This is a genomic window from Microbacterium sp. zg-Y625 (genome assembly GCF_030246925.1).
Classification (GTDB): domain Bacteria; phylum Actinomycetota; class Actinomycetes; order Actinomycetales; family Microbacteriaceae; genus Microbacterium; species Microbacterium jiangjiandongii.
The window spans coordinates 591,558-613,614 of sequence record NZ_CP126740.1 but is presented as its reverse complement, the minus strand read 5'-3'; the positions used below and the strand labels follow the sequence as shown (position 1 = coordinate 613,614).

Here is a 22,057-nt window from a genome sequence, read left to right as displayed (position 1 = left end):
GCAACCGGCTCAACGGCTTGACACGGCGGGCAGTAGGCTCCGTTGACATGAGCGACACCGACGCCGTGACCACCGCGCGCACTGCCGTGGTGGCCGCCGCGCTGGATCTGTTCGCGGCGCAGGGGTTCGAGGCGACATCGGTCGAGCAGATCGCGCAGGCGGCCGGGGTGTCGCGGTCGACGTTCTTCCGGCAGTTCGGCGGCAAGGACGACGTCGTCTTCGCCGACCACGAGGTGCTCCTCGAGCGGCTGCGCGCCTACCTCGCCGACGACCATGCCGACCCATGGCAGGCGGTCTGCGAGGCGTCGGTGACGGTGTACCGCCACTTCGCCGCCGACCCCGACCTCGCCCGGCGCCGCTACGCGGTGGTGCGGCAGGTGCCGGCGCTGCGCGACCGCGAGATCGTGACCGTCTTCCGCTACGAGCGCCTGTTCGATGAGTACCTGCGCCGCGCGATCCCCGACCTCGACCCGCTCGATGCCGTGGGTTTCGCCGCGCTGGTGACCGCGGTCCACAACCACGTGCTGCGCCGGCTGCTGCGGGGACCGAAGCGGGTGCCGGTCTCGGTGCTGCGCAGCGCCCTCGACGACGCCCTGCAGCGCTTCGGTGTGGCCCCGACCAGCCCGCCGGCCGAGGACGACATCGTGGTCGCCGTCTTCCCGCAGCGGATGCCGGCGGCCGAGGTGGCCCGCCGGGTGCAGGCCTCGCTGTCGCGCTGACGAGGTTCAGAGCGCGACGAGCACCTGCGCCAGCAGGATCTTCACCACCATCGCCGCGGGGTACACCAGGGTGTAGGCCAGCGCGACCCGCGTGTCGTACTCGGTGCGCAGGTTGGCGAAGGCGAGGAGGGCGGGGTTGGTGAGCGTCCCCGCCATCACCCCCGCCAGCCGGGTGCCGCCGGTGTGCATCGCGTGCCGCGCCACGAGGTAGGTTCCCGCCACCACGATCGTGGTGATGACGAAGCCGAGCAGCAGCAGTCGCAGGATCTCGCCCGAGGTGATGGCCGAGATGATGAGGGAGCCCGCCTTGGTACCGGCGTAGGCGAGGAAGATCACCAGCCCCACCTCTGACAGCACGTTCGCCGCCGTCGACGGCAGCGTCGTCACGATCGGCCCGATCCGCCGCACCCGACCGAAGACGAGACCGACGATGAGGGCGCCGGCCGCCGGCCCCAGCGCGAACACTCCCCCGCCGGGGAGCGGCACCTGGATGGCGCCGATCGCGAGCCCGAGCGCGATGCCGAGCCCGAGGGCGACGGGGTTGATGTCGCTGATACCCCGCTCGGAGTCCCCGATCAGCGCCGTCAGCGCCGGCATGGCGTCACGCGGTGCGACGACCTGCAGCCGGTCGCCCTGCTGCAGCACGAGGGACGCCTCGCCGATGATGTCGGCGTCGCCGCGGCGCACCCGGGGGACGGTCGCCCCGAACCGCTCCCGCAGGCCCAGGCTCGCGAGCGTGCGACCCGCCAGCTGCGGATTCGACAGGATCAGGCGCCGGTACTCCAGGTGCGAGCGGTCGTGCACGATGTCCAGCGACGACGTGTGGCCGAGCTCGGCGGCGACGGCCTCGACGGCATCCTGCGGTCCGATGACGTTCACGACGCCGCCGGGCGGCATCTCGGTGTCTGGTCCCACCGTCGCCATGGCACCGCCGCCCTTCGTGCGCAGCCGTGAGAACGTGATGCGGCCGCCGTACCGGGCGCGCAGCGCGCGCGCCGTCGGGCGGTCGGTCGTGTCGATGCGCACCGCCTTGTCGACCAGCGGCACGTGCCCCCCGGTCTCGCCCGCGCGGTGGCGCAGGGCCAGGCCGACGGCGAGCATGGGGCCGACCACGCCGAACACGTAGGCGCTGGCGTAGCCGACCGTCGCCTCGGGGCTGCCGCCGGTGGCGGCGAGCGCCGGGGTGTTGGTCACCGCACCGGCGAAGGTGCCGGCGATCGTGAGCGTGGACACCCCCATCGCCCGCCCGAGGACGAAGCCGGCTGCGGCCGCGACGACGAGGAACCCGGCGACCACCAGCAGGAGCGGGTAGGCGGTGCGCAGCGCATGGCCGAAACTCGGCCCGGCGATGAGCCCCACGCAGAAGGCGAAGAGCACCAGTCCGGTGTCGCCGATGAGCGCCGGCAACTCGATCGTCACGCCGGTGGACACGGCCCACGCGGTCAGGCCCATCGCCCCGAAGAGCACCCCGATCGCCCCGAGCGACACCCCCGCGATGCGGATGCGGCCGAGGGCGGAGCCCAGTCCCACCAGCAGGAAGACGGTGAGCACGGGGTGCGCGGCGAGGAACTCGAAGACCGGGCGCATGCCCCCGAGTATGCCGCGACCAGCCGCCCGTGGCGAGGCGCGGCACCGCCGGGCAGGATGGGCGCATGTACGACATCCCCGCCCCGATGCTCGCCAAGTCCGTCCCCGACGTTCCCGGCGCGCCGGGCTACAGCTTCGAGCCCAAGTGGGACGGGTTCCGGGCGCTCGTGGCCTTCGACGGCGACGAGGTCGAGATCGGCTCCCGCGGCGCGAAGCCGCTGACCCGGTACTTCCCCGAGCTCGTCGAGGCGTTCGCCCGGCTGCTTCCCGAGCCGTGCCTCGTGGACGGCGAGATCGTGGTCGCGGTGGGAGAACCGGGTGCGCAGCGGCTGGACTGGCCCGCGCTGTCGCAGCGGATCCACCCCGCGGCATCCCGCGTCGCCCTGCTCTCTGCCGAGACCCCGGCGATGTTCATCGCGTTCGACCTGCTCGCGCGCGGCGACCGGGACCTGCAGGCGGAGCCGTTCGCGACGCGGCGCGCCGAGCTGGTGGATCTGCTGCACGGGGTGCCCGACCCGGTGCACGTCACGCGCACGACCGAGGATGCCGCGCGGGCGCGTCGCTGGCTGGCGGAGTTCGAGGGCGCGGGCCTGGACGGCGTCGTCGCCAAGGCGCTCGATGCGCCGTACTCCCCCGGTAAGCGCACGATGCTGAAGATCAAGCATGCCCGCACGGCCGACGTCGTGGCCCTCGGGTACCGCATCCACAAGAGCGGCGAGGGCGTGGGCTCGCTGCTGGTCGGCCTGTACGACGACGCCGGGCGGCTGCGCAACGTGGGCGGGGTGGCGGCGTTCAGCAATGCCCGCCGCCGGGAGCTCGTCGACGAGCTGGCGCCGCTCGTCGAGACGGATGCCACCGGGGCCGCTGTCACCGGCGAGACCGACCGCTCGCGCTTCTCGGCGGCGAAGGACACCTCGTTCGTGCGGCTGCGCCCCGAGCGGGTGCTGGAGGTGCGCTACGACCAGCTGGAGGGCGACCGGTTCCGGCACACGGTGCAGTTCGAGCGCTGGCGGCCGGACCGGGATGCCCGCTCCTGCACGTTCGAGCAGCTGGAGGCCGTGGCGGCGTACGACCTCGGCGACGTCCTGCAGTGACCCGCTGATCGCACCGTCGTCAAGCCACCGCGTCGTGGGCCTGTGCGCGGTACGGTCGAGGCATGGGACTGTTCACGCGCTCACCCCGCTCCATCAGCATCGACGCGCCGCTGCGGGTGGACGCGCAGTCGCCCGTGCAGCTCGGCGCCGACCGCGCCCCGTGGAGCCTCTGGGCCGACGGCATGGGCAAGCTCGCGATGCGTGCGCTGCAGCTGATCCTCATCGTGGCGGTGGCCGCGGCGGTCATCCTCGGCATCCAGCAGATCACCGTCGTCACGATCCCGCTCGTGCTGGCCCTCATCCTCGCCTCGGCGTTCGCGCCGGTGATGAGCTGGATGCGCCGCCACGGCATTCCGGCCCTGGTGGCCACCCTCGCGACGCTGCTGGCCATCGTCGCGCTGCTCGGCGGAGTGGGCTGGCTCATCGTCTGGGCCGTGCGGGACCAGTGGAGCGAGCTCTACGGCCAGGCGGAAGAGGGATTCCAGACCGTCGTGGCGTGGGCGCGGGACCTGCCCTTCGCCATCGACCAGGCCCAGATCGACGAGTGGATCGCCGCGGTCACCGACTTCGTCACCAGCGCCCAGTTCGGCTCGGGCGCCCTCGCCGGCGTCGGCGCGGTCGCGAACTTCATCACGGGACTCGTGCTGCTGGTCGTCATCCTGTTCTTCTTCCTCAAGGACGGCCCGCGCATGTGGGCGTTCCTGCTGCGACCCTTCCGCGGCGAGAACTACGAGCGCGCGGTGCGCATCGGTGACAAGACGGTGCAGACCCTCGGCTCCTACATCCGCGGCACCGCGACGGTGGCCGCCGTCGACGCCATCGGCATCCTCATCGGTCTGCTGATCCTGGATGTGCCGCTGGCGATCCCGCTGGCCGTGCTGGTGTTCCTCCTCGCCTTCATCCCGATCGTCGGCGCGACCGTCGCCGGCATCCTCGCCGCCCTCGTGGCGCTGGTCGCCAACGGCTGGGTCGTGGCGCTCATCGTCGTCGGCGTCGTGGTGCTCGTGAACCAGCTGGAGGGCAACTTCCTGCAGCCGGTCCTCATGGGACGCTCGATGAAGCTCCACGCCTTCGTCGTACTGATCGCGTTGACGGTCGGCACGGTGCTGGGCGGCATCCTCGGGGCCGTGCTCGCGGTGCCGATCACGGCCGTCGTATGGGGCGTGGTGCAGGTCTGGGACGGCGACAACATGCCGGCCCGCTGGGCGCGCCCCAAGCCCAACGAGACCGATGCGGGCTCCCCCGAGCGCTGGGCCCGCTCGCGTCGCAGGCGCAAGGCGGTCGCCGAGGCGGCCAAGCACCCGGTCACTCAGCCGGTGTCGTAGCGGTCAGTCCGCTTCGGGCTGGGGCGCCTCTTCGGGTTGCCGCGCCCGGCTGGGCTGCACGCGCGGGGGCTCCCCGGGCATCTTGGGGAAATCCGGCGGGAACGGCAGCTCGCCGAGCCCGGCGGCGACGTCGCGCTCCCACCACTGCAGCAGGGTGTCGATGCGGCCGGGCGCGGCCTGCAGGTCGGCCCAGGGGTCGCCGATGTCCGCGAGTCGCTGGGGCACGGTGCGCACCGTGAAGTCGGCGGGGTCGACGCCCGCTGCGAGCTCCTCCCAGGTCACCGGCGTCGCCACCGGCGCACCGGGCAGCGCCCGCGGGCTATAGGCTCCCGCCATCGTGCGATCGCGGTTGGCCTGGTTGAAGTCGAGGAAGATGCGCTCGCCCCGCTCCTCCTTCCACCAGTTCGTCGTGACCTTCTGCGGCATGCGCCGCTCGAGCTCGCGGCTGGCGGCGATGACGGCGTGGCGCACGTCGAGGAACTCGTGGGTCGGCTCGATCGGGCAGAACACGTGGATGCCGCGGTTGCCGCTGGTCTTGAGGAAGGCGGTCAGACCGGCCTCGGCGAGCACGTCCCGCAGCGCCGGCGCCACCGCGGCGGCGTCGGCGAAGTCGGTGCCCGGCTGCGGGTCGAGGTCGATGCGCAGCTCGATGGGGTTGTCTGTGTCGGCCGCGAGCGAGGCCCACGGGTGGAAGACCACGGTGTTCATCTGCACGGCCCAGACGACGGCGGCGGCTTCGCGGAGCACGACCTGCGGATGCCGACGCCCGCTGTTGTAGGTGCACATCACCTCGTCGACGTACTCCGGCGCCCCCTTGGGCGGGTTCTTCGAGTAGAAGCGCTCCCCGTCGATGCCGCCCGGGAACCGCTCCAGCGACACCGGCCGGTCGCCGTTGGCGGTGAGGAACGGCTCGGCGACCGCGATCACATACTCAGCGAGCTCGTGTTTCGTGATGCCGAGATCGGGCCACAGCACGCGGTTGGGACTCGAGAGACCGACCTCCCGATCGCCGTCGGGGCCGGGGACGGTGAGGGTGATGCGCTCCGATGCCATGCCCCGACCCTAGAGGCGCGGGCGCTGCCTCCGCACGCCCGGCGGGCGCGTCCGGCGCGTGCGCGGCCGGCGCGGTGTGCACAACGTCGCCATTTCGCGCGCGGGGCGGCGAAAACCAGCGGTGCAGGCTCGCTCAGCCGAGGATCGGCGACGTTCTGCACGGTCCCCGTCCCGCACCGCGATGAGCGGCGCGCGCCCGCTCAGGCGGTGAGCGCGATGACAGGGGCAAGCGCGGACCGGTCGAGCATGATCCAGGGACCGGCGGGGTCGACGACGACGCCGGTGAGGCCGACGTCGGCGGCGAGCGCCTTGGACAGCTGCTGCGGGGTGAGCGGCACCGCGCGGTCGTTGCGGCCGAGCACGGCGACCTCGAGCGGGTGTGAGAACACTTCGAGGTGACGGGAGCCGTTCGCGCCGCGCACCTCCGAGACGCCCATGCGCTTGTCCTCACCGGGAACGGCGCCCGCGGCGACCCACACGCGGGTGGTCGCGAGAGCGGCCCCGACGGCGGCGGGGGTCTCGTCGGTGCGCTCCCCGGCCAGCAGGTTCTTCAGAGTGAACTCGGGGTCGGCATCCTGCATGGCCTTCTCCACGAGCGCCTTGGGCAGGATGGCCCGCCGACCCGGCGTCGCGTGGTCGAGGATGAACCCGGCGTACGGCCCGTCGACCACGTTGCGGAGGATCGCAGCCACGGGCTGGCCCATCGCGGAGGTCTCCTTGTCGCCGTCTGCCGCGACGCTGGCCTGAAGGGCGTCGCCGCCGGTGAACGCCAGCAGGTAGCGGTCGTCGCCGACCGCCGAGACCGCCATGGTGAGCTGTTTGCCCTCGGCCAGCTGCGCCCGCGCGTCGCCGCGCACGCGGACGAACAGGTGCCCCTGCAGCAGCTGGCGCATGAGCGTCATGATGTCGGAGGGTTCCGGCTGCTCCGGAAGCGCGGTCAGAGCCTGGCGCACCAGAACGTTGTCCGGCAGGCCCGGCACGCTCTCGGTGCGCGCGGGGGCCTCGGCCGGCCCGCGCTGCACCCGCTGGGCGCCGTCGGGCACCGGCGTCGGCGCCGGCCGCGGGGCCGGGGCGGGCTTTCCGAAGGTCGACATCGAGATGTTCACCTGGGGCACGTCATCGGCCTCGACCTCGGCCGCAGGCGCGTGCGCCTCGGGCGCGACGTCGGGCGTTTCGACCTCGTCGGACGGCGTGGTCTTCTTGTCGCGTCGGGAGAACAGAGCCATCTGTCGAGCGTAGCCGGTGCTCCTCCGGCAGACGGGGGTTGCGGCGGGTGTTGCGGTCCGGCGGCGCCCGCCGGACCCGCCGGGCCGGCGGCGCGAGGCCCTGTCCGTCAGAGCTTGACGATCGGCGCGACCTTGATCAGCAGCTTCTTGGCGCCGGCGGTGTCGAAGCGCACGTGGGCGATGCGCTTGGCGCCCTCGCCGGTGACGGTGTCGACCCGACCCTCGCCGAAGTCGTCGTGGCGGATGCGGTCCCCGGCGGCGAGCTCGAGATCGCCGTTGTCGCGCACCTTCGCCGTCACGCGGTTCGGGAACCGGCTGGGGTCCGTGACGCGGGCGGAGCGCCCGAGCGGCACCAGGTCGTCGCCGTAGCGCGACCCACCGCCGAAGCCCCCGGACGAACCCGACCCGCCGCCGGGGCGGCGCGCGTTGAGCGCCCGCGACTGCGTGCCGCCGCGCGAGTTGACGTCGCCCGGGGACTGCCGCCAGTGCACGAGGTCGGCGGGGATCTCCTGCAGGAACCGGCTGGGCATGGCCGCCGAGACCTCGCCGAACTGTGCGCGGGTCATCGCCAGCGAAAGGTAGAGGCGCTTGCGGGCGCGCGTGATGCCGACGTAGAAGAGGCGCCGCTCCTCCTGCGGCCCGCCCGGCTCCCCCGCCGAGATGCGATGCGGGATGAGGTCCTCTTCGACGCCGGTGAGGAAGACCGTGTCGAACTCCAGCCCCTTTGCGGTGTGCAGCGTCATGAGCGACACCGAGCCGGAGCCGTCGTCGAGGTCGTCGGCATCCGAGACGAGCGCGACGTCGGCGAGGAAGTCGAGGATCGTGCCCTCCGGGTTGTTGCGGGCGAACTCGCGGGCGACCGCGACGAACTCGTCGAGGTTCTCCACCCGCGCCTCATCCTGCGGGTCCTTGCTGCGCCGGAGGGCGTCGAGGTAACCGCTCTTGTTGAGCAGCAGCGTCAGCCCCTCGGCGATCGCCGACGGCGGGGCCAGCTCCCCGGATGCGGGCAGCATGAGGGCGGATGCCTCGGCCAGCACGGCATCCAGCTGCGAGATCGCTGTCTGCAGCTTCGGCCCCACTCCCAGCGCCGAGGCGTTGGCCAGGGCGTCGCGGAAGGTGATCTGCTCCTCGGCGGCGTAGCGGGCGATGGCCGTTTCGGTGACGTCGCCGATGCCGCGGCGCGGGCGGTTCAGGATGCGGCGCACCGCCATCTCGTCGGCGGGGTTCGCCACGGCGGTCAGATAAGCCAGCGCGTCCTTGATCTCGGCCCGTTCGTAGAACTTGGTGCCGCCCATGATCTTGTAGGGCACGGCCGAGCGGATGAAGATCTCCTCCAGCGCACGGGACTGCGAGTTGGTGCGGTAGAACACCGCCATGTCGGAGTAGGCGACCCCGGCCCGGCGGAGGCGGTCGATCTCGTCGGCGACGAACTGCGCCTCGTCGTGCTGCGAGTAGCCGGTGAAGCCGACGATCTTCTCCCCCGCGCCGACGTCGGTCCACAGCTTCTTGTCCTTGCGGTCGAAGTTGTTGCCGATGACGGCGTTGGCCGCCGAGAGGATGTTCTGCGTCGAACGGTAGTTCTGCTCGAGCAGCACCACCTCGGCGCCGGGGAAGTCGCGCTCGAACTCGCTGATGTTGCGGATGTCCGCGCCGCGGAACGCGTAGATCGACTGATCCGAGTCGCCGACGACCGTGAGCGACGCCCCCTCGAGCTCGGGGCCGCTCGCCGAGGGCTCGGCCTCGAAGATCATCATGCCGCCGGAGGAATACGGCTCGGCGCCACTCGCGCCCGACACCGGCCGGGTGAGCTCGCGGATCAGCGAGTACTGCGCGTGGTTGGTGTCCTGGTACTCGTCGACGAGGATGTGGCGGAACCGTCGCCGGTACACGTCGGCGACGTGCGGGAAGGCGCGGAAGAGGTACACCGTCTGGGCGATCAGGTCGTCGAAGTCGAACGCGTTGGCCCGCCGGAGCGACTTCTCGTAGTCGGCGAAGACCTCGACGAAGACGCGCTCGGCGGGGTCGCTCATGTTGGCCTGACGGCGGTACGACTCGGCATCCGCCAGCTCGTTCTTGAGCTTGGAGATGCGCCCCTGCACGGATGCCGGGGTGAGGCCGAACGCGTCGGCCTCGTGCTCCTTGACGAGTCGCTTGATGAGCGCGCGGGAGTCGCCGGAGTCGTAGATGCTGAAGGAGTTCTTGAAGCCGAACTGCTCGGCCTCGCGACGGAGGATGCGCACGCACGCCGAGTGGAAGGTCGAGATCCACATGCCGCGGGACGCCTCGCCCACCAGCTGCCCCACGCGCTCGCGCATCTCGCCGGCGGCCTTGTTGGTGAACGTGATCGCGAGGATCTGGCTCGGCCACGCCTCGCGGTTGCGCAGCAGCGACGCGATGCGGTGGGTCAGCACCCGGGTCTTGCCGGAGCCCGCGCCTGCGACGATCAGCAGTGCGGGGCCGCGATAGGTGACGGCACGACGCTGGGGTTCGTTGAGGCCGCGCAGCAGGTCGTCGTCCTCGCGCGGTCCGGCGTCGCCGACGACGATCAGAGGGGCGGATGCCGCGTCTCGCGCGGCCGGGGCAGGGTCGGTCATGTCCCATCAAGTCTAGGCGGGGGTGCTGACACCCGGCCGGGCAGCTGCACAGCCGGCGGTGCGAGAATCGACCCGTGCGCACCCTGCTGAACATCATCTGGCTGATCCTGGCCGGCTTCTGGCTGTTCCTCGGCTATCTCGCCGCGGGCGTGGTGCTCTGCGTGCTCATCGTGACGATCCCCTGGGGCATCGCGTCGTTCCGCATCGCGCTGTATGCGCTCTGGCCCTTCGGACGCACGGTCGTGGCGAAGCCCACCGCCGGCACGTGGTCGTTCCTCGGCAACGTGATCTGGGTCATCGTCGCCGGCATCTGGCTGGCGATCGGGCACATCGTGTCGGGCGTCGCGCTGTGCCTCACGATCGTCGGCATTCCGCTGGGCATCGCCGATTTCAAGATGGTGCCGGTGTCGCTCGCGCCGCTGGGCAAGGAGATCGTCCCCACCCGGCAGGGTGCGTTCGACCGCGCCGTCGCGCGCTGACCCGAGCCCGCCCGCGGCATCCCCCCGTCCGCCGCCCGCCTGCCGTCACGGGCCGTCACACTCGGCCACCGGCCGCAACAGTCGGCCCCACCGCGCGTCCCACCGGTCTAGCGTGGGGTCATCGCGGCGATCCGGGTGGTCCCGGGCACCGGCTCATACCCGGGAGCGTTGCGGGTTCGACTCCCGCCGTCGCGTCTATCGGCGCAGAGTCACGCCTCAGCGTGCGAACTCCACCGTCCAGGCACAGCTCGGCGCGACCACCGTGTTGCGGGATCGGGAGACTGCAGGCGCCGACACCGCGTCGATCCGCCGTGGCAGCACGGGCGGGAGGAGCGCCTCGACCGCGCCCGGCCGCGCATGACGCGGCCCGGCCAGCGCCCACTGCTCGTTCAGCCGCACGACGGCGAGCGGATGCCCTTCGGAGATCGCGATGCCCACCTCGAACTGGAGGGATGCCAGGAGAGCTGCGAGCGTGACCTGCACCTCCGCCTCCGACGCCTCGCGGGACCGCAGCACTCCAGCCGGCGAGCGCAGCTCGGGGCGACTCGAGTCCCGGAGGAGCGCGCGCAGATTCGTCCGCATCGCGACGATCGCCGCCTCGGGGTCGGCATGGTGCTCCGCCAGCGCGATCGCGACAGCCGCGAGGCGGGGATCCGCGGCGATGAGCGGCCGCACGCTCTCACGCAGGGCCTTGCGCTCACCCTGAAACAGCCGGCGGACCCCGCGCGGGTGACGCAGCCCCGCGCGCACCTCGGGAAGGTCGTCGAGCAGCCCCACGGCCTCGTCGAGCGGAGTGAGCGCGGGCACGCCCTCGGGGATGTCCGCGACGAGGTTGTCGTAGCCGAAGTCACCGTCGCGCGTGTAGAGGAAGACGTCCGCCGCCACCTGTCCCGACGACCGCGGCGGAAGCGCGAGGCCGATCGGCCCCACCGTGGGCCGGGTGCTGGTGACGGCACGACTGTTGCCGGTGGTGGCCAGGACGCTCACGCGGGCGTGCGCAGTGGAGGCGCGCATGGGCAGCGCGCGATCGACGACGGGATCGAGGTGGAGCTGGGCGCGGGCGCTGACGATGTCGGCGAACCCATCGGCGGTGACGTCGACGCCCCGCGGTCTCGCCTGGATCGCGTCGGGCGACGAGAAGCCGGCGGCTCGGGCACGACGCCAGAGGTCCGGCATCCGACTGCGGTGATGCTGCGGCTCGAGCATCCGCTCGAACATCCAGAGCATCCGCCCGGTGCCGCGTTCGGGGTGGGGGGACAGCTGCCACCAGGTCATCCGGCGCGCGAGGTCGCCGGCGACGGCGGGAGCCCAGGTGGAGGCCTCCGCATATCCGAGAGCCGCGACCCATGCCAGGTAGCGCGGCATGTCCTCCGCCGCGCGGCGGAACTCCGCCATCGACACGCCCGGCGGCGGCGTCTCGCGCATCCGGCCAGGGGCACGCAGCACGATCTGCGCCGCCGCCATGCACACCTGCGCGCCGAACCGATCGGCCGCGCGTGCGGTGACCCGCGGCGACCACCCTGTGAGCAGCTGACCGACGTACCCCCCGTAGGTGCGCTCATTGACAGGGCGGTCGCGCAGCGTGGCCGCCGCGCTGGCGATCGTCTGCACGACGAGCTCTTCGGCTTCGTCCGCGTTCGCCGGCAGGGGGAGCGCGGCGAGCAGCCGCCGCATCTCCCCCGCCGAGTCGACGTCGATCATGAGGCGGGAGGTGAGCAGGCCGATTTCCGTCGGGGCGAGCCGGCCGTCGGTCTCCGACGCGAAGCCGCGCCGCAGCAGGTCGTCGATGACGCCGTCCAGATCGACACGCGCACGGTTCTGGGCGAACGCGAGCGTCTGCTCGAACCAGGCGCGCGCGCTCGTGCGGTCGACGACGGATCCGAGGAGGAGCTCGGCGAGGATCGCGTCGCCGAGCTGCCCGGCGATCCGGCTGGTTGCCGCGTACCCGTCGCTGAATCTGGACGCCCATACCGATTCCTCGGCCCTCGGGACCAGCATGAATCCGAAACCCTCGGATTCCTGCCCTGCCCTGCCCGCACGCCCGAACATCTGCTGCGCCTGGCTGACCTCCAGCGGCGTCATCCCGAGCTCCAGGTCTCGGATCACGACGAACTTCGCGGGGGTGTTCACCCCCGTCGACAGGCCCGACGTCGCCACCAGCACACGCAGGTCACGCGTCCGGAACGCGTCCAGCGCGCGGCCCGAATGCGGCGCATCACGGAAGTGAATGCCGACGCCTCGGCGGAAGCAGGACTCCACCACCGTCTCGAGGTCGACGCCTCGGTACGGCACCCCCGCGGCGCGGGCAGCGGTGCGGACGACCGCCGCCTTGCTCCCGCAGAACACGACCGCGCTGGAGGATCCCTTCGCGGCCGCCCGGGGAGACGAGCTGCCCAGGTCCTCGCCGACCAGGCGTCGCAGGAGCGGTAGGACGACCTCGTCCTTCGCGGTCTCGTAGTCCTCGCGCTTCCCTTGCGTCGGGACGTCGTACGGAATGAGCCGGGTCGTCAGCGCCGTCGGGCGCCACGCGGAGCGCACGAGGTCTGCGTGGAACCACGCCGCGAGCTCTTCGGCGTTGGAGACCGTCGCCGACAGTGCGACGATGCGCGTGCCGCCCCCGGCGACACGCAGCCGGGCGATGAGCGACTCGAGCGTCGCGCCGCGGGCGGGGTCACCCACCAGGTGGACCTCGTCGATGATCACGCATCCGATGCGGCTGATGACGTCCTTCAGCGACGCCCGCCGGTAGAGCGCCTCGAATTTCTCGGTGGTCGCCACCCAGAGCTGCGCCTGGCGCACCGCATCGCTGGACATGTTCGTCTCGCCGGTCAGCTCGACCGTCCGGATGCCGTGCGCGCTCCACCGCCTGGCGATCTCCGCCACTTCCGCCGCGAGGGCGCGGGCGGGGAGCAGCCACACGGCGGGCTTGCCGTCCGACACGATCGATCGCAGCGCGGCAGCCTCACCGATGAGGGTCTTGCCCGAGCTCGTCGGCGCGACGACCATCACGTGGCCCGACGTGGACAGGACCACAGGCAGAGCCCGCGACTGCAGCGGGTTCACGCGGTCGAAGGAGTCGAGGTATTTGCGCAGCTCCGGCGGGATCAGCGCCGAGGCGGGAGTCCAGGATTCCTCACCCTGTGCCGCAGCGGCGGCGGGCGATCCCACGAGCAGACCGGCACCCTCGCCACCCTTCGACAACCGTCGAGGTTCCCCAGCCAAGCCCACTCACGCTCCCCTATCCCAGAAAGCGTACAAGCCGCGAGCCTTCCCCTCGCTGCCGGCCGCGTTCTCGCGCGTGCGCTTGATCACCACGCTCCGGTCGGCATCGGCAGCGTCGACCCCGCCCGACCGGCTAGCATTCCGGGATGACCAACCCGGCTCCGATCGACGACGTCCCGGTCGGCAGTGAGATGATCCGCCTCGGGCAGTTCCTGAAGTTCGCCGGGCTCCTCGACTCCGGTGGTGACGTCAAAGAGGCCATCATCGACGGCGAGGTGACGGTCAACGGCGAGGTCGATCGTCGCCGAGGACGGCAGCTGCATCCCGGTGATGTCGTCGGCTTCGGTGAGCGCCTCGTGCGCGTCCAGGCCTGACGCGCCCACGCCGTCTGCGCGTAAGGAAACCCGCATGCCTTCTCCCGGTGAGCTGATCGCGCCCAAACGCCTCGGCCGCGACTTCCGCTGGCTGCTGGCGTCGTCGTGGACCAGCAATCTCGGCGACGGCATCGCGCTGTCGGCGGCGCCGCTGCTTCTTGCATCCCTCACGTCCTCGCCGCTGCTCGTGGCAGCCGGAGCGATGATGCAGTACCTCCCCTGGCTGCTGTTCGGCCTCTTCGCCGGCTCCGTCGCCGACCACCACGACCGTCGGCGGCTGGTCATGCTGGCCAACGCATCGCGCGCGGTCATCGTGCTGGGACTCGTCGTCTTCCTCGCCACCGGCCACGTCACCGTGTGGGTCGTGCTTGCGTCGGCGTTCCTCTACGGCACCGCGGAGGTCTTCGCCGACACCGCCGGGAGCACGCTCATGCCCATGCTCGTGCGGCCGGGCGACCTGGGCGTCGGCAACGCGCGCCTGCAGGCGGGGTACCTCGTGGGCAACCAGCTGGCGGGTCCGCCGCTGGGCGCATTCCTCTTCGCCGCCGCGTCGTTCTGGCCCTTCCTCCTGCAGATCCTGTGCGTGAGCCTGGCTGTGGTCCTCATCTCCCGAATTGCCCGCACCCCGGTGCCTGCGAAGGACGAGCCGACGGCGGATGCCGCGAAGGTGCATCCGATCCGCGAAGGGCTGCAGTGGCTGCGCGCCCACCCCCCGGTGCGAACGCTCATCGTGATCATCCTGGTGTTCAACGTCACCTGGGCCGCTCCCTGGAGCCTCCTCGTGCTCTACGCGACCGAGCATCTGCAGATGGGAGCGGTCGGCTTCGGCGCGCTCACGACGGCATCGGCCCTCGGCGGACTCGTGGGGACCGTCTGCTTCGGCTGGCTCGAACGCCGTCTGTCCTTCGCGACGCTCATGCGCGTCTGCCTGTCGCTCGAGGTGATCATGCACCTGGCGTTCGCCCTCACGACGATCCCCGCGATCGCCTTCGTGATCATGTTCGGGTTCGGCATGTACGCGTTCGTCTGGGGTACCATCTCCACCACCGTGCGTCAACGGCTGGTGCCGCTGCACCTGCAGGGCCGCATCGCCTCGGTGAACATGGTCGGCATCTTCGGCGGACTCGTGATCGGGCAGCTGCTCGGTGGGCTGATCGCCCAGGGGTGGGGACTCACCGCGCCATGGTGGTTCGCGTTCGCGGGTTCGGCGGTGACTCTGCTGCTGGTGTGGCGCTCGATCTCGCACATCGCGGCGGCGCCGCCGGCGCTGGACGTGCCCGGCTCCGCTGACGCCCCTCCGGCGTGAAACCCCGGGCTGATAACGTTCCCTCAGATGCGGGTCTGCCCGCGACGCCCTAGCGCCCGGAGAGCAGGATGACCGAGCAAGCCCCGGCCAGACCCGGGTCAGCGCGGCGACCGACCGTCAAGGAGGTCGCCCAGCACGCGGGGGTGAGCCCGATGACGGTCTCACGCACCCTCGCGGGCGGAACGAACGTGCGCGCCGACGTGCAGGAACGCGTGTGGGAAGCCGTGCGGGAACTGGGCTACCAGCGCAACGAGAACGCCCGCAGCATCCGTCCCGGCCAGTCGAGCGGTCTCATCGGCGTGGCCATCACGAACATCGCCAACCCCTACTACAGCACCTTCGCCCTGGGCGTCGAGGAGGTCGCCGCAGCCACAGGGCGCCGCATCCTCCTCGGCAACACCTCGGAGGATGTGGACCGAGAACGTCAGCTCGTCAGCGACTTCTTGGGTCGGCGGGTCGACGGGCTCATCGTGGTTCCCACCAGTGAGCACCACGACCACCTCGAACGCGCCGTCGCCCAGGGTGTGCCGATCGTGCTCGCCTCCCGCCGCGCCGAGGGCTTCGCCGTGGACAGCGTCGTCCTCGATGACGAGGGCGGGTCCCACCGGGGCACCCTCGCGATGCTCGATGCCGGCCACACCCGCATCGCCTACCTCGGCAACGCCCGATCGATGTTCACCGGCCGGCGCCGCTACGCAGGGTTCGAACGTGCCCACCGGGAGCGCGGTGTCCCCGTCGACCCGCGGCTCATCGGCGAGGGGCAGCAGGATGTGGCGCACGCCCGCGAGGCGATGCGCAGGCTCCTGCGGCTGCCCGATCCACCCACCGCCGTGTTCTGCGCGAACAACCGCAACGCCATCGGCGCCATCGCAGAGATCGGCCGGCAGATCCAGGCTCTCGGGCGTGCGGCATCGGACCTTCCCGAGATCATGAGCTTCGACGACTTCGAGCTCTCCGAACTCATGCCCGTGCCCGTCAGCGTCCTCGGACATGACGCTCGTGAGTTGGGCCGCGAGACCGCCCGACTGCTGCTCGATCGCCTCGACGGCGTGGTCGACGGATCGGCCCGCGAACTGCGGATGCCGGTCACCCTCACCCTCCGAACGCGCTGACCCCGGGCCCTCGCGCCGGAAAAACAAATGGTTGACCCGCCCCAGGCGCGTTGGTAACGTTACCAGCCATCGCATCCGACGGAGGAGAGGTGAGCGTCGTGCACCTGTGCATCGACTTCGGAGGGACCGACATCAAGCTGGGGCTGCTCGACGCCGGGACCCCCCTCACCACCGCCGTCCTCCCCGTACTCGGGACTCCGTCCGACCTGGAGCGCGCCGCGCAAGCCGCGGATGCCCTCATCGCCGGGGAGGGCAACGCCCCCAGCGCCGTGGGCATCGCCGTGCCGGGAGTGGTCGAGCGTCACACCGGGCGCATGCTGCACGCCAACGCGAAATACGACTTCCTCGCAACGAGCGGACTCGACATCCGAGACTGGGCGAGCTCGCGTTTCGGCGTGCCGGCGGTCGTCGAGAACGACGCCCGCGCCGCACTGGCCGGCGAGATGGCCTGCGGTGTGGCGGGGGGAGAGCGGGACGTCGTCATGATCACCCTCGGCACCGGCATCGGCACGGCGGCCGCCATGGGCGGCCGTCTTCTTCGGGGCTCGCATGACCATGCCGGCATCGTCGGGGGGCACGTGACCGTCGACGTCCACGCCGGACCCTGCCCATGCGGCAACGTGGGCTGCGCCGAGCTGCTCGCGAGCACCCGCGCTCTCCGCGAGAGCCACCCCGACATCGACGGCATCGACGCCCTCATCGCATCGAGCCGGACGGATGCCGCTTCCGCGGCGCTCCTGGCGGAGTACATAAGGGTCTGGGGCGCGACCGTCGTCACCCTCTGCCACATGTACGACCCCGACCTCGTCGTGCTCTCGGGCGGCGTGCTGCGCGCTGGTGCGGTCGTCGCCGAGCCTGTCCGTGAATACGTGCACGCCCACCTGTGGGCATCCGCACACCGGCCCCGGTTCGCGGTCCCGACCGCCCCCGAACTCTCCGTGCTGCGCGGCCTGAGTGCCCTCGCCCAGCACGCGCACCACGACATCCCCCGCACGCCCGAGGAGGCGCCCCGGTGACCGGACCGATCGACGGCATGCACAGCGGCCGCACCGCGCGCAGCATGTACGACACTCAGCCGACGATCCCGCTCCCCCGCGGCGAGCGCATCACCCGCGGCGCCGACGCCTGGCGCCTCGCCGCAGGGTCCGCCGAACAGCGCGCCGCCGCGGCCGGCGGAACGCCGCCTGTACTCGTCGTCGACACCTATCCCGGCGCCGACCTCTCGACCGTGGTCCGTGGCATCCGAGCCGCCCTCCCGGACTGGCGGATCGTCGATGTCGAAACGGCTTCACTGCCCACTGCGCGCATCGACGCCCTCATCGACGCCAACCTGACCGACGACCGCGTCTTCGGCGTGATCAGCCACGCGGTGCTCACGGACTTCTACGACCTGGAGCGCCTGCGTACCGTGCGCGACGACGCCGCGCGCACCGAAGATCCCCTCGTCCTGGTCGGCTGGGGGGCGGCGCTCGCGGCCCCCGACGCGGCGACGATCGTCGTGGTGGACATGGCGCGCTGGGAGATTCAGCAGCGCCAGCGCGGCGGCGCCGCAAACTGGCACTGCGACAACGGGGACGACGACAACCTGCGCAAGTACAAGCGGGGATTCTTCGTGGAGTGGCGCGTGGCGGACCGGCACAAGCGCGCGCTCTTCGACACGGTCGATTTCGTCGTCGACGGCAACGCGATCTCACCGTCGCGCACCGAGGGGGCAGCCGAATTCGGCATGATCACGGGAGAGGCGTTCCGCGGTGCGCTCGCGGCCGCGGCGACCCGGCCGCTGCGGGTGGTGCCGTTCTTCGACCCCGGCGTGTGGGGCGGCCAATGGATGAAGAGCGTCATCGGGCTCGACCCGGCGCAGCCGAACTACGCCTGGTGCTTCGACTGCGTCCCCGAAGAGAACTCCCTGTTGCTGCGCGACGCGGCTGACAGTAACACCGGTGTCGTCGAGCTCCCCGCCCTGGACCTCGTCTTCTCGCAGCCCAGGGCCCTTCTCGGCGAGAAGACCTTCGCCCGGTTCGGTGCCGAATTCCCCATCAGGTTCGACTTTCTGGACACGATGGGAGGCGGCAACCTCAGCCTGCAGGTGCACCCGCTCACCGACTACATCCAGAACACCTTCGGCATGCACTACACCCAGGACGAGAGCTATTACATGCTGGATGCCGGTGACGACGCGATCGTGTATCTCGGCACCCGCGAAGGCATCGACCGGGACCGGATGCTGCGCGACCTGGCGGCCGCACAGCGCGGCGAGCGCCCCTTCCCCGCCGAGGACTACGTCAACACCTTCCCCGCGCGCAAGCACGACCACTTCGCGATCCCGGCCGGGACAGTTCATTGCTCGGGCGAGAACTCGATGGTGCTCGAGATCTCGGCGACACCCTTCATCTTCACGTTCAAGCTCTGGGACTGGGGCAGAGTCGGGCTCGATGGCATCCCCCGCCCGGTGCACCTGGAGCACGGAGCCAACAACATCCAGTGGAACCGCGACACCGCCTGGGTGCGCGACAACCTGGTCGGCCAGGTGGAGCAGCTCAGCGACGCCGACGGCGTCGTCGAGGAACGCACCGGCCTGCACGAGCTGGAGTTCATCGAGGTGCGGCGGCACTGGTTCACCGAGCGCGCCACGCACCACACCGCCGGCACGGTCAACGTGCTGAACCTCGTCGAGGGCGACGAGGTCCGGGTGGTGAGCCCCGACGGCGCGTTCGACCCGTTCGTCGTGCACTACGCCGAGACGTTCATCGTGCCCGCCGCCGTCGGCGCGTACGTGATCGAACGCACGGACGACGCGCGCGCAGAGCGCTTCGCCACCGTCAAGGCCTACGTACGCGGCACGGAGCGCGCCGCACCGACCCCCTGACCCGCACCGGGTACCGATCACGAACGAAGGAGTTCTCATGACCAATCGACGAATCATCGCCGGATCAGTGGCGGTGGTCGCCCTGGCGGCCGCCGCGCTCACCGGGTGCAGCGGAGGCGGAGACGGAGCCGACAGCGGCTCGAACGGCGAGACCACCGGCACGCTCGACTTCGCCACCGACAAGGCGGCGTGGAAGGGCGACTTCGAGTCGCTCAACGAAACCAGCGGAGGGGATGCCGACATCACCCTGAAGGTGACCGGATACAGCGACGCCGACCAGTACGACGCGTTCATCAAGCAGTCCTTCCGCACCTCCAAGGCGCCGGGTCTGTTCACCTGGCACACCGGAGAGACGCTGACGGAGCTGGTCGACGAGGGGCTGGTCGCCGAGACCACCGACATCTGGCAGAAGGCCATCGATGAGGGATGGGTCGACGAGAGCCTCGCCGAGGGGTACACCTACGACGGCAAGCAGTACTGCGTACCGATGAACATCGCCTACTGGGTGATGTTCTACAACAAGCACGCGTTCGAGCAGAACGGCCTGAGTGTGCCCACCACGTGGGACGAGCTCGACACGGTCGCCACGACGTTGACCGATGCCGGCGTCACGCCGTACTACCAGACGGCCACGCTGTTCACCTTCCAGTGGTTCCAGCACCTCGTCGCCAGCACCGACCCCGACCTGTATGAAGGGCTGACCACCGGCGACGTGAAGTACACCGACCCCGAGATCGTGGAGGTCATGAACGTCTGGCTCGAGCAGATGGAGAACGGCTGGTTCAGCGACCCCGGCAGCTCCACCGACCCCGCCGTGGGGCTCAAGCAGGGCGACTTCGCCATGATCGACTTCGGCACTTTCTACGCCGGCAACCTCGCCGGCGCCGGCATGACGCCCGACGACTACGGCATGTTCGCCATTCCGGCCGTCAACGGCGCACTGGAGGAGACTCCCGTTGCCGTCGAATCCGGGCCCATCTGTGTCGCTGAGAGCTCTGCGCAGAAGGACCTCGGCCTCGCCTACTCCGAGTGGTGGATGTCCGACACGGCGCAGACCGCGTGGAACGAAGCCCACGGCGATGTGGCGTTCAACCCCAAGGCGACCGTCTCCGACCCGGCCCTGGCCGAGCTCGGCAGCGAGATCGCCGACGGCGACTACGTGCTGTACGACCGGTTCTTCGAGGCGATGCCTTCCGATGTGGTCAATGTCGCGATCGAGCAGTTCGGCGCGTTCATCGCCAACCCGGGAGACCCGATGCCCTACCTCGAGACGATCCAGGCCGAAGCCGACTCGTACTGGGCGTCGCAGGACTAGTGACCACGGCCGGCGCGGGAGCCCCCCGATGACGACGACAGAAACACGGACGGCCGCCGACGTGCGGTCGCCGCATCCGACCACGCCTTCGCACCCGCCGAAGTCGCCGTACGAGTGGTCCGCCCGGGGCTTCGTCGCCCCGGGCGTGATCCTCGTGGCAGTGCTGCTCTACCTCCCTCTGCTGTGGACGGTGTACCTGAGCTTCACGCGGTACAACGGCCTGGGAAGCCCGGAGTGGGTGGGCCTGGAGAACTACGTGGAGATGTTCGCGGATGCCGGGTTCCTCACCTCGGCTGCGAACACACTGCTGTGGGTGATCGGGACGCTTGTCGTCCCGGTCGGCATCGGCCTCGGGATCGCGCTGCTGACCTGGAACCTCGCCGGTGGAATCTGGCTGCGACTCCCGTTCCTCATCCCGTACGCCCTCTCCGGGATCGGCGTCGGGGTCATCTGGTCGTTCATCCTGTCCTCCGGTGGCGCGCTCGACCAGGCGCTGGCGGTCGTCGGCATCACCGATCCGCCGCGCTGGCTGCTGGATGCGCCGCTGAACACCGTCGTCATGATCTTCGCGTCGGCCTGGCAGGGCGTGGGGGTGAACGCGCTGCTGTTCACCATCGGGCTGCAGTCGATCCCGAAGGAGCCGCTGGAGGCGGCGCGCATCGATGGCGCGGGAGGCTTCCGCCTCTTCGGCAGCGTGCTGTGGCCGATGCTCCGCCCCCTCACCGCCGTCGTGGTGGGCCTCTCGATCGTGGCGAGCCTGAAGACCTTCGACATCGTGTGGGCGATGACCAAGGGCGGACCGGGCACGGTCTCGGAGACGCTGGCCCTCACGATGTACAAGGAGACGTTCGTCAATTCCGACTACGGCCTCGGATCCGCCGTCGCGGTCTTCCTCACGGTCGTGACCCTGCTGGCATCCGTGCTCTACCTGCGCCAGCAGCTGTCCCCGAAGCGGGAGTTCTGATCATGAAGAGCATCAGATACGCCGTCCTGGTCGTTCTCGGTCTCTTCTGGCTGCTGCCGGCGTACCTGCTGGTGGTGAATGCCGCGAAGAACCCGATGACGTTCACGACCAAGACCTCCTGGGCGCCCACGGACTTCCACCTGTTCGAGAACATCGCCGACGCGATGGCGTTGTCGGGCCTCGGCGACAGCGTGATTGCGACCCTCATCTATGCCGTCGTGTCGCCGCTCATCGCGGTGATGGTCGGCGCCGCGGCCGGCTTCGCCATCGTCGCGCTGAACCTCAAGCACGGATTCCTGTGGTTCGTCGTCATCTTCGGCGGCACGGTGTTCCCCCTGCAGATGGTGCTGCTGCCGCTCTTCGACGCCTACTCGCGCGTGGGCGCGTACGACACCCGGTTCGGGATGGTGATCGTCTACACGGCGATCTCGATCCCGTTCTCCGCGTTCGTCATGCGCAACTTCTTCACCGGCGTCGCCCACAGCGTCTTCGAGGCGGCCGTGCTGGACGGGGCCACCACGTGGCGCATCTTCGTCCGCTTGTACCTGCCGATCGCCTCGAGCGCACTGGTGGCCATCTTCATCCTGCAGGCGACGTTCGTCTGGAACGACCTGCTGCTCGGTCTCACCCTCAGCCAATCCGACAACGTCCGTCCGATCGTGACGACGCTGGCCGGCATGCAGTCCACCTACGGCGGCGCACAGCTGTCGACGGTGCTGGCGGCGGCTGTGCTCGTCTCCCTCCCGACCGTGGTGCTGTTCCTGTGCACCCAGCGGTTCTTCGCCAAGGGCCTCGCCCTCGGCCAGTATTGAAAGGACCTT

17 protein-coding genes and 1 tRNA gene are annotated in these 22,057 nt (G+C 70.6%); 13 read left to right on the top strand and 5 right to left on the bottom strand.

Annotated elements, in window-relative coordinates; translation table 11 throughout:
• Positions 1-47 precede the first annotated feature (47 nt).
• Positions 48-719, top strand: a complete 672-nt coding sequence (locus QNO14_RS02705; protein WP_257494752.1) for a TetR/AcrR family transcriptional regulator — start codon at positions 48-50, stop codon at positions 717-719.
• Between the two features lie 6 nt (positions 720-725).
• Here the strand turns inward: QNO14_RS02705 and QNO14_RS02700 are convergent, their stop codons facing one another.
• Positions 726-2,306, bottom strand: a complete 1,581-nt coding sequence (locus tag QNO14_RS02700) for an aspartate:alanine exchanger family transporter (RefSeq protein WP_257494753.1) — start codon at positions 2,304-2,306, stop codon at positions 726-728.
• A 65-nt stretch (positions 2,307-2,371) separates the two neighbouring features.
• Between QNO14_RS02700 and QNO14_RS02695 the strand changes: the two genes are divergently transcribed.
• Positions 2,372-3,400 carry an ATP-dependent DNA ligase gene (locus QNO14_RS02695; RefSeq protein WP_257494754.1) on the top strand — a complete coding sequence of 343 codons (1,029 nt, stop codon included), beginning with the start codon at positions 2,372-2,374 and terminating at the stop codon, positions 3,398-3,400.
• Between the two features lie 62 nt (positions 3,401-3,462).
• On the top strand, positions 3,463-4,725 hold the full coding sequence (locus QNO14_RS02690; RefSeq protein ID WP_257494755.1) for an AI-2E family transporter: 1,263 nt from the start codon (positions 3,463-3,465) through the stop codon (positions 4,723-4,725).
• A 3-nt stretch (positions 4,726-4,728) separates the two neighbouring features.
• On the opposite strand, the gene ligD is transcribed toward QNO14_RS02690, so the two are convergent.
• From ligD to QNO14_RS02675, 3 genes are all read right to left on the bottom strand, one after another.
• Positions 4,729-5,778 (bottom strand): non-homologous end-joining DNA ligase, encoded by a 1,050-nt coding sequence (gene ligD / locus QNO14_RS02685; protein WP_257506664.1) that lies wholly within the window; start codon positions 5,776-5,778, stop codon positions 4,729-4,731.
• Between the two features lie 200 nt (positions 5,779-5,978).
• A complete protein-coding gene (locus QNO14_RS02680; RefSeq protein WP_257494757.1) occupies positions 5,979-7,004 on the bottom strand; it encodes an SseB family protein in 1,026 nt (341 codons plus the stop codon).
• Positions 7,005-7,111: 107 nt separating this feature from the next.
• The gene (locus tag QNO14_RS02675; RefSeq protein WP_257506663.1) at positions 7,112-9,598 is read right to left on the bottom strand and encodes an ATP-dependent helicase; all 2,487 of its coding nucleotides are present in this window, start codon (positions 9,596-9,598) and stop codon (positions 7,112-7,114) included.
• Positions 9,599-9,672: 74 nt separating this feature from the next.
• Between QNO14_RS02675 and QNO14_RS02670 the strand changes: the two genes are divergently transcribed.
• Complete coding sequence (locus QNO14_RS02670; protein ID WP_257494759.1) at positions 9,673-10,077, top strand: YccF domain-containing protein; 405 nt, start codon at positions 9,673-9,675, stop codon at positions 10,075-10,077.
• Positions 10,078-10,199: 122 nt separating this feature from the next.
• Positions 10,200-10,272, top strand: a tRNA-Met gene (locus QNO14_RS02665).
• 21 nt (positions 10,273-10,293) lie between these two features.
• Here the strand turns inward: QNO14_RS02665 and QNO14_RS02660 are convergent.
• Positions 10,294-13,278, bottom strand: a complete 2,985-nt coding sequence (locus tag QNO14_RS02660) for a DEAD/DEAH box helicase (protein ID WP_257506662.1) — start codon at positions 13,276-13,278, stop codon at positions 10,294-10,296.
• 167 nt (positions 13,279-13,445) lie between these two features.
• On the opposite strand from QNO14_RS02660, the gene QNO14_RS02655 reads away from it, so the two are divergent.
• The 8 genes from QNO14_RS02655 (at position 13,446) to QNO14_RS02620 (ending at position 22,048) form a co-directional block, all read left to right on the top strand.
• A complete protein-coding gene (locus tag QNO14_RS02655) occupies positions 13,446-13,673 on the top strand; it encodes an RNA-binding S4 domain-containing protein (RefSeq protein ID WP_257494762.1) in 228 nt (75 codons plus the stop codon).
• A 34-nt stretch (positions 13,674-13,707) separates the two neighbouring features.
• A complete protein-coding gene (locus QNO14_RS02650) occupies positions 13,708-14,979 on the top strand; it encodes an MFS transporter (protein WP_257506661.1) in 1,272 nt (423 codons plus the stop codon).
• A 68-nt stretch (positions 14,980-15,047) separates the two neighbouring features.
• Positions 15,048-16,091 carry a LacI family DNA-binding transcriptional regulator gene (locus QNO14_RS02645; protein WP_257494764.1) on the top strand — a complete coding sequence of 348 codons (1,044 nt, stop codon included), beginning with the start codon at positions 15,048-15,050 and terminating at the stop codon, positions 16,089-16,091.
• Between the two features lie 89 nt (positions 16,092-16,180).
• Positions 16,181-17,107 carry an ROK family protein gene (locus tag QNO14_RS02640; RefSeq protein WP_257506660.1) on the top strand — a complete coding sequence of 309 codons (927 nt, stop codon included), beginning with the start codon at positions 16,181-16,183 and terminating at the stop codon, positions 17,105-17,107.
• Positions 17,104-18,957, top strand: coding sequence for a class I mannose-6-phosphate isomerase (locus QNO14_RS02635; RefSeq protein WP_257506659.1), 1,854 nt, complete (start codon positions 17,104-17,106; stop codon positions 18,955-18,957). Before QNO14_RS02640 ends, QNO14_RS02635 begins: the two co-directional genes overlap by 4 nt.
• A gap of 37 nt (positions 18,958-18,994) precedes the next feature.
• Entirely contained in the window at positions 18,995-20,272 is a 1,278-nt protein-coding gene (locus QNO14_RS02630; protein ID WP_257506658.1) for an ABC transporter substrate-binding protein, read from the top strand.
• 28 nt (positions 20,273-20,300) lie between these two features.
• Positions 20,301-21,236: a carbohydrate ABC transporter permease gene (locus QNO14_RS02625; protein ID WP_257506657.1), complete on the top strand. Its 936-nt coding sequence runs from the start codon at positions 20,301-20,303 to the stop codon at positions 21,234-21,236.
• 2 nt (positions 21,237-21,238) lie between these two features.
• Complete coding sequence (locus tag QNO14_RS02620) at positions 21,239-22,048, top strand: carbohydrate ABC transporter permease (RefSeq protein ID WP_257494771.1); 810 nt, start codon at positions 21,239-21,241, stop codon at positions 22,046-22,048.
• Positions 22,049-22,057 lie beyond the last annotated feature (9 nt).

What these genes read in the sequence shown, in the direction of transcription:
- QNO14_RS02705 (WP_257494752.1), top strand. Translation starts at nt 48, where the DNA reads ATGAGCGACACCGACGCCGTGACCACCGCGCGCACTGCCGTGGTGGCC.
- QNO14_RS02700 (WP_257494753.1), bottom strand. Translation starts at nt 2,306, where the DNA reads ATGCGCCCGGTCTTCGAGTTCCTCGCCGCGCACCCCGTGCTCACCGTC.
- QNO14_RS02695 (WP_257494754.1), top strand. Translation starts at nt 2,372, where the DNA reads ATGTACGACATCCCCGCCCCGATGCTCGCCAAGTCCGTCCCCGACGTT.
- QNO14_RS02690 (WP_257494755.1), top strand. Translation starts at nt 3,463, where the DNA reads ATGGGACTGTTCACGCGCTCACCCCGCTCCATCAGCATCGACGCGCCG.
- ligD (WP_257506664.1), bottom strand. Translation starts at nt 5,778, where the DNA reads ATGGCATCGGAGCGCATCACCCTCACCGTCCCCGGCCCCGACGGCGAT.
- QNO14_RS02680 (WP_257494757.1), bottom strand. Translation starts at nt 7,004, where the DNA reads ATGGCTCTGTTCTCCCGACGCGACAAGAAGACCACGCCGTCCGACGAG.
- QNO14_RS02675 (WP_257506663.1), bottom strand. Translation starts at nt 9,598, where the DNA reads ATGACCGACCCTGCCCCGGCCGCGCGAGACGCGGCATCCGCCCCTCTG.
- QNO14_RS02655 (WP_257494762.1), top strand. Translation starts at nt 13,446, where the DNA reads ATGACCAACCCGGCTCCGATCGACGACGTCCCGGTCGGCAGTGAGATG.
- QNO14_RS02650 (WP_257506661.1), top strand. Translation starts at nt 13,708, where the DNA reads ATGCCTTCTCCCGGTGAGCTGATCGCGCCCAAACGCCTCGGCCGCGAC.
- QNO14_RS02645 (WP_257494764.1), top strand. Translation starts at nt 15,048, where the DNA reads ATGACCGAGCAAGCCCCGGCCAGACCCGGGTCAGCGCGGCGACCGACC.
- QNO14_RS02630 (WP_257506658.1), top strand. Translation starts at nt 18,995, where the DNA reads ATGACCAATCGACGAATCATCGCCGGATCAGTGGCGGTGGTCGCCCTG.
- QNO14_RS02625 (WP_257506657.1), top strand. Translation starts at nt 20,301, where the DNA reads ATGACGACGACAGAAACACGGACGGCCGCCGACGTGCGGTCGCCGCAT.
- QNO14_RS02620 (WP_257494771.1), top strand. Translation starts at nt 21,239, where the DNA reads ATGAAGAGCATCAGATACGCCGTCCTGGTCGTTCTCGGTCTCTTCTGG.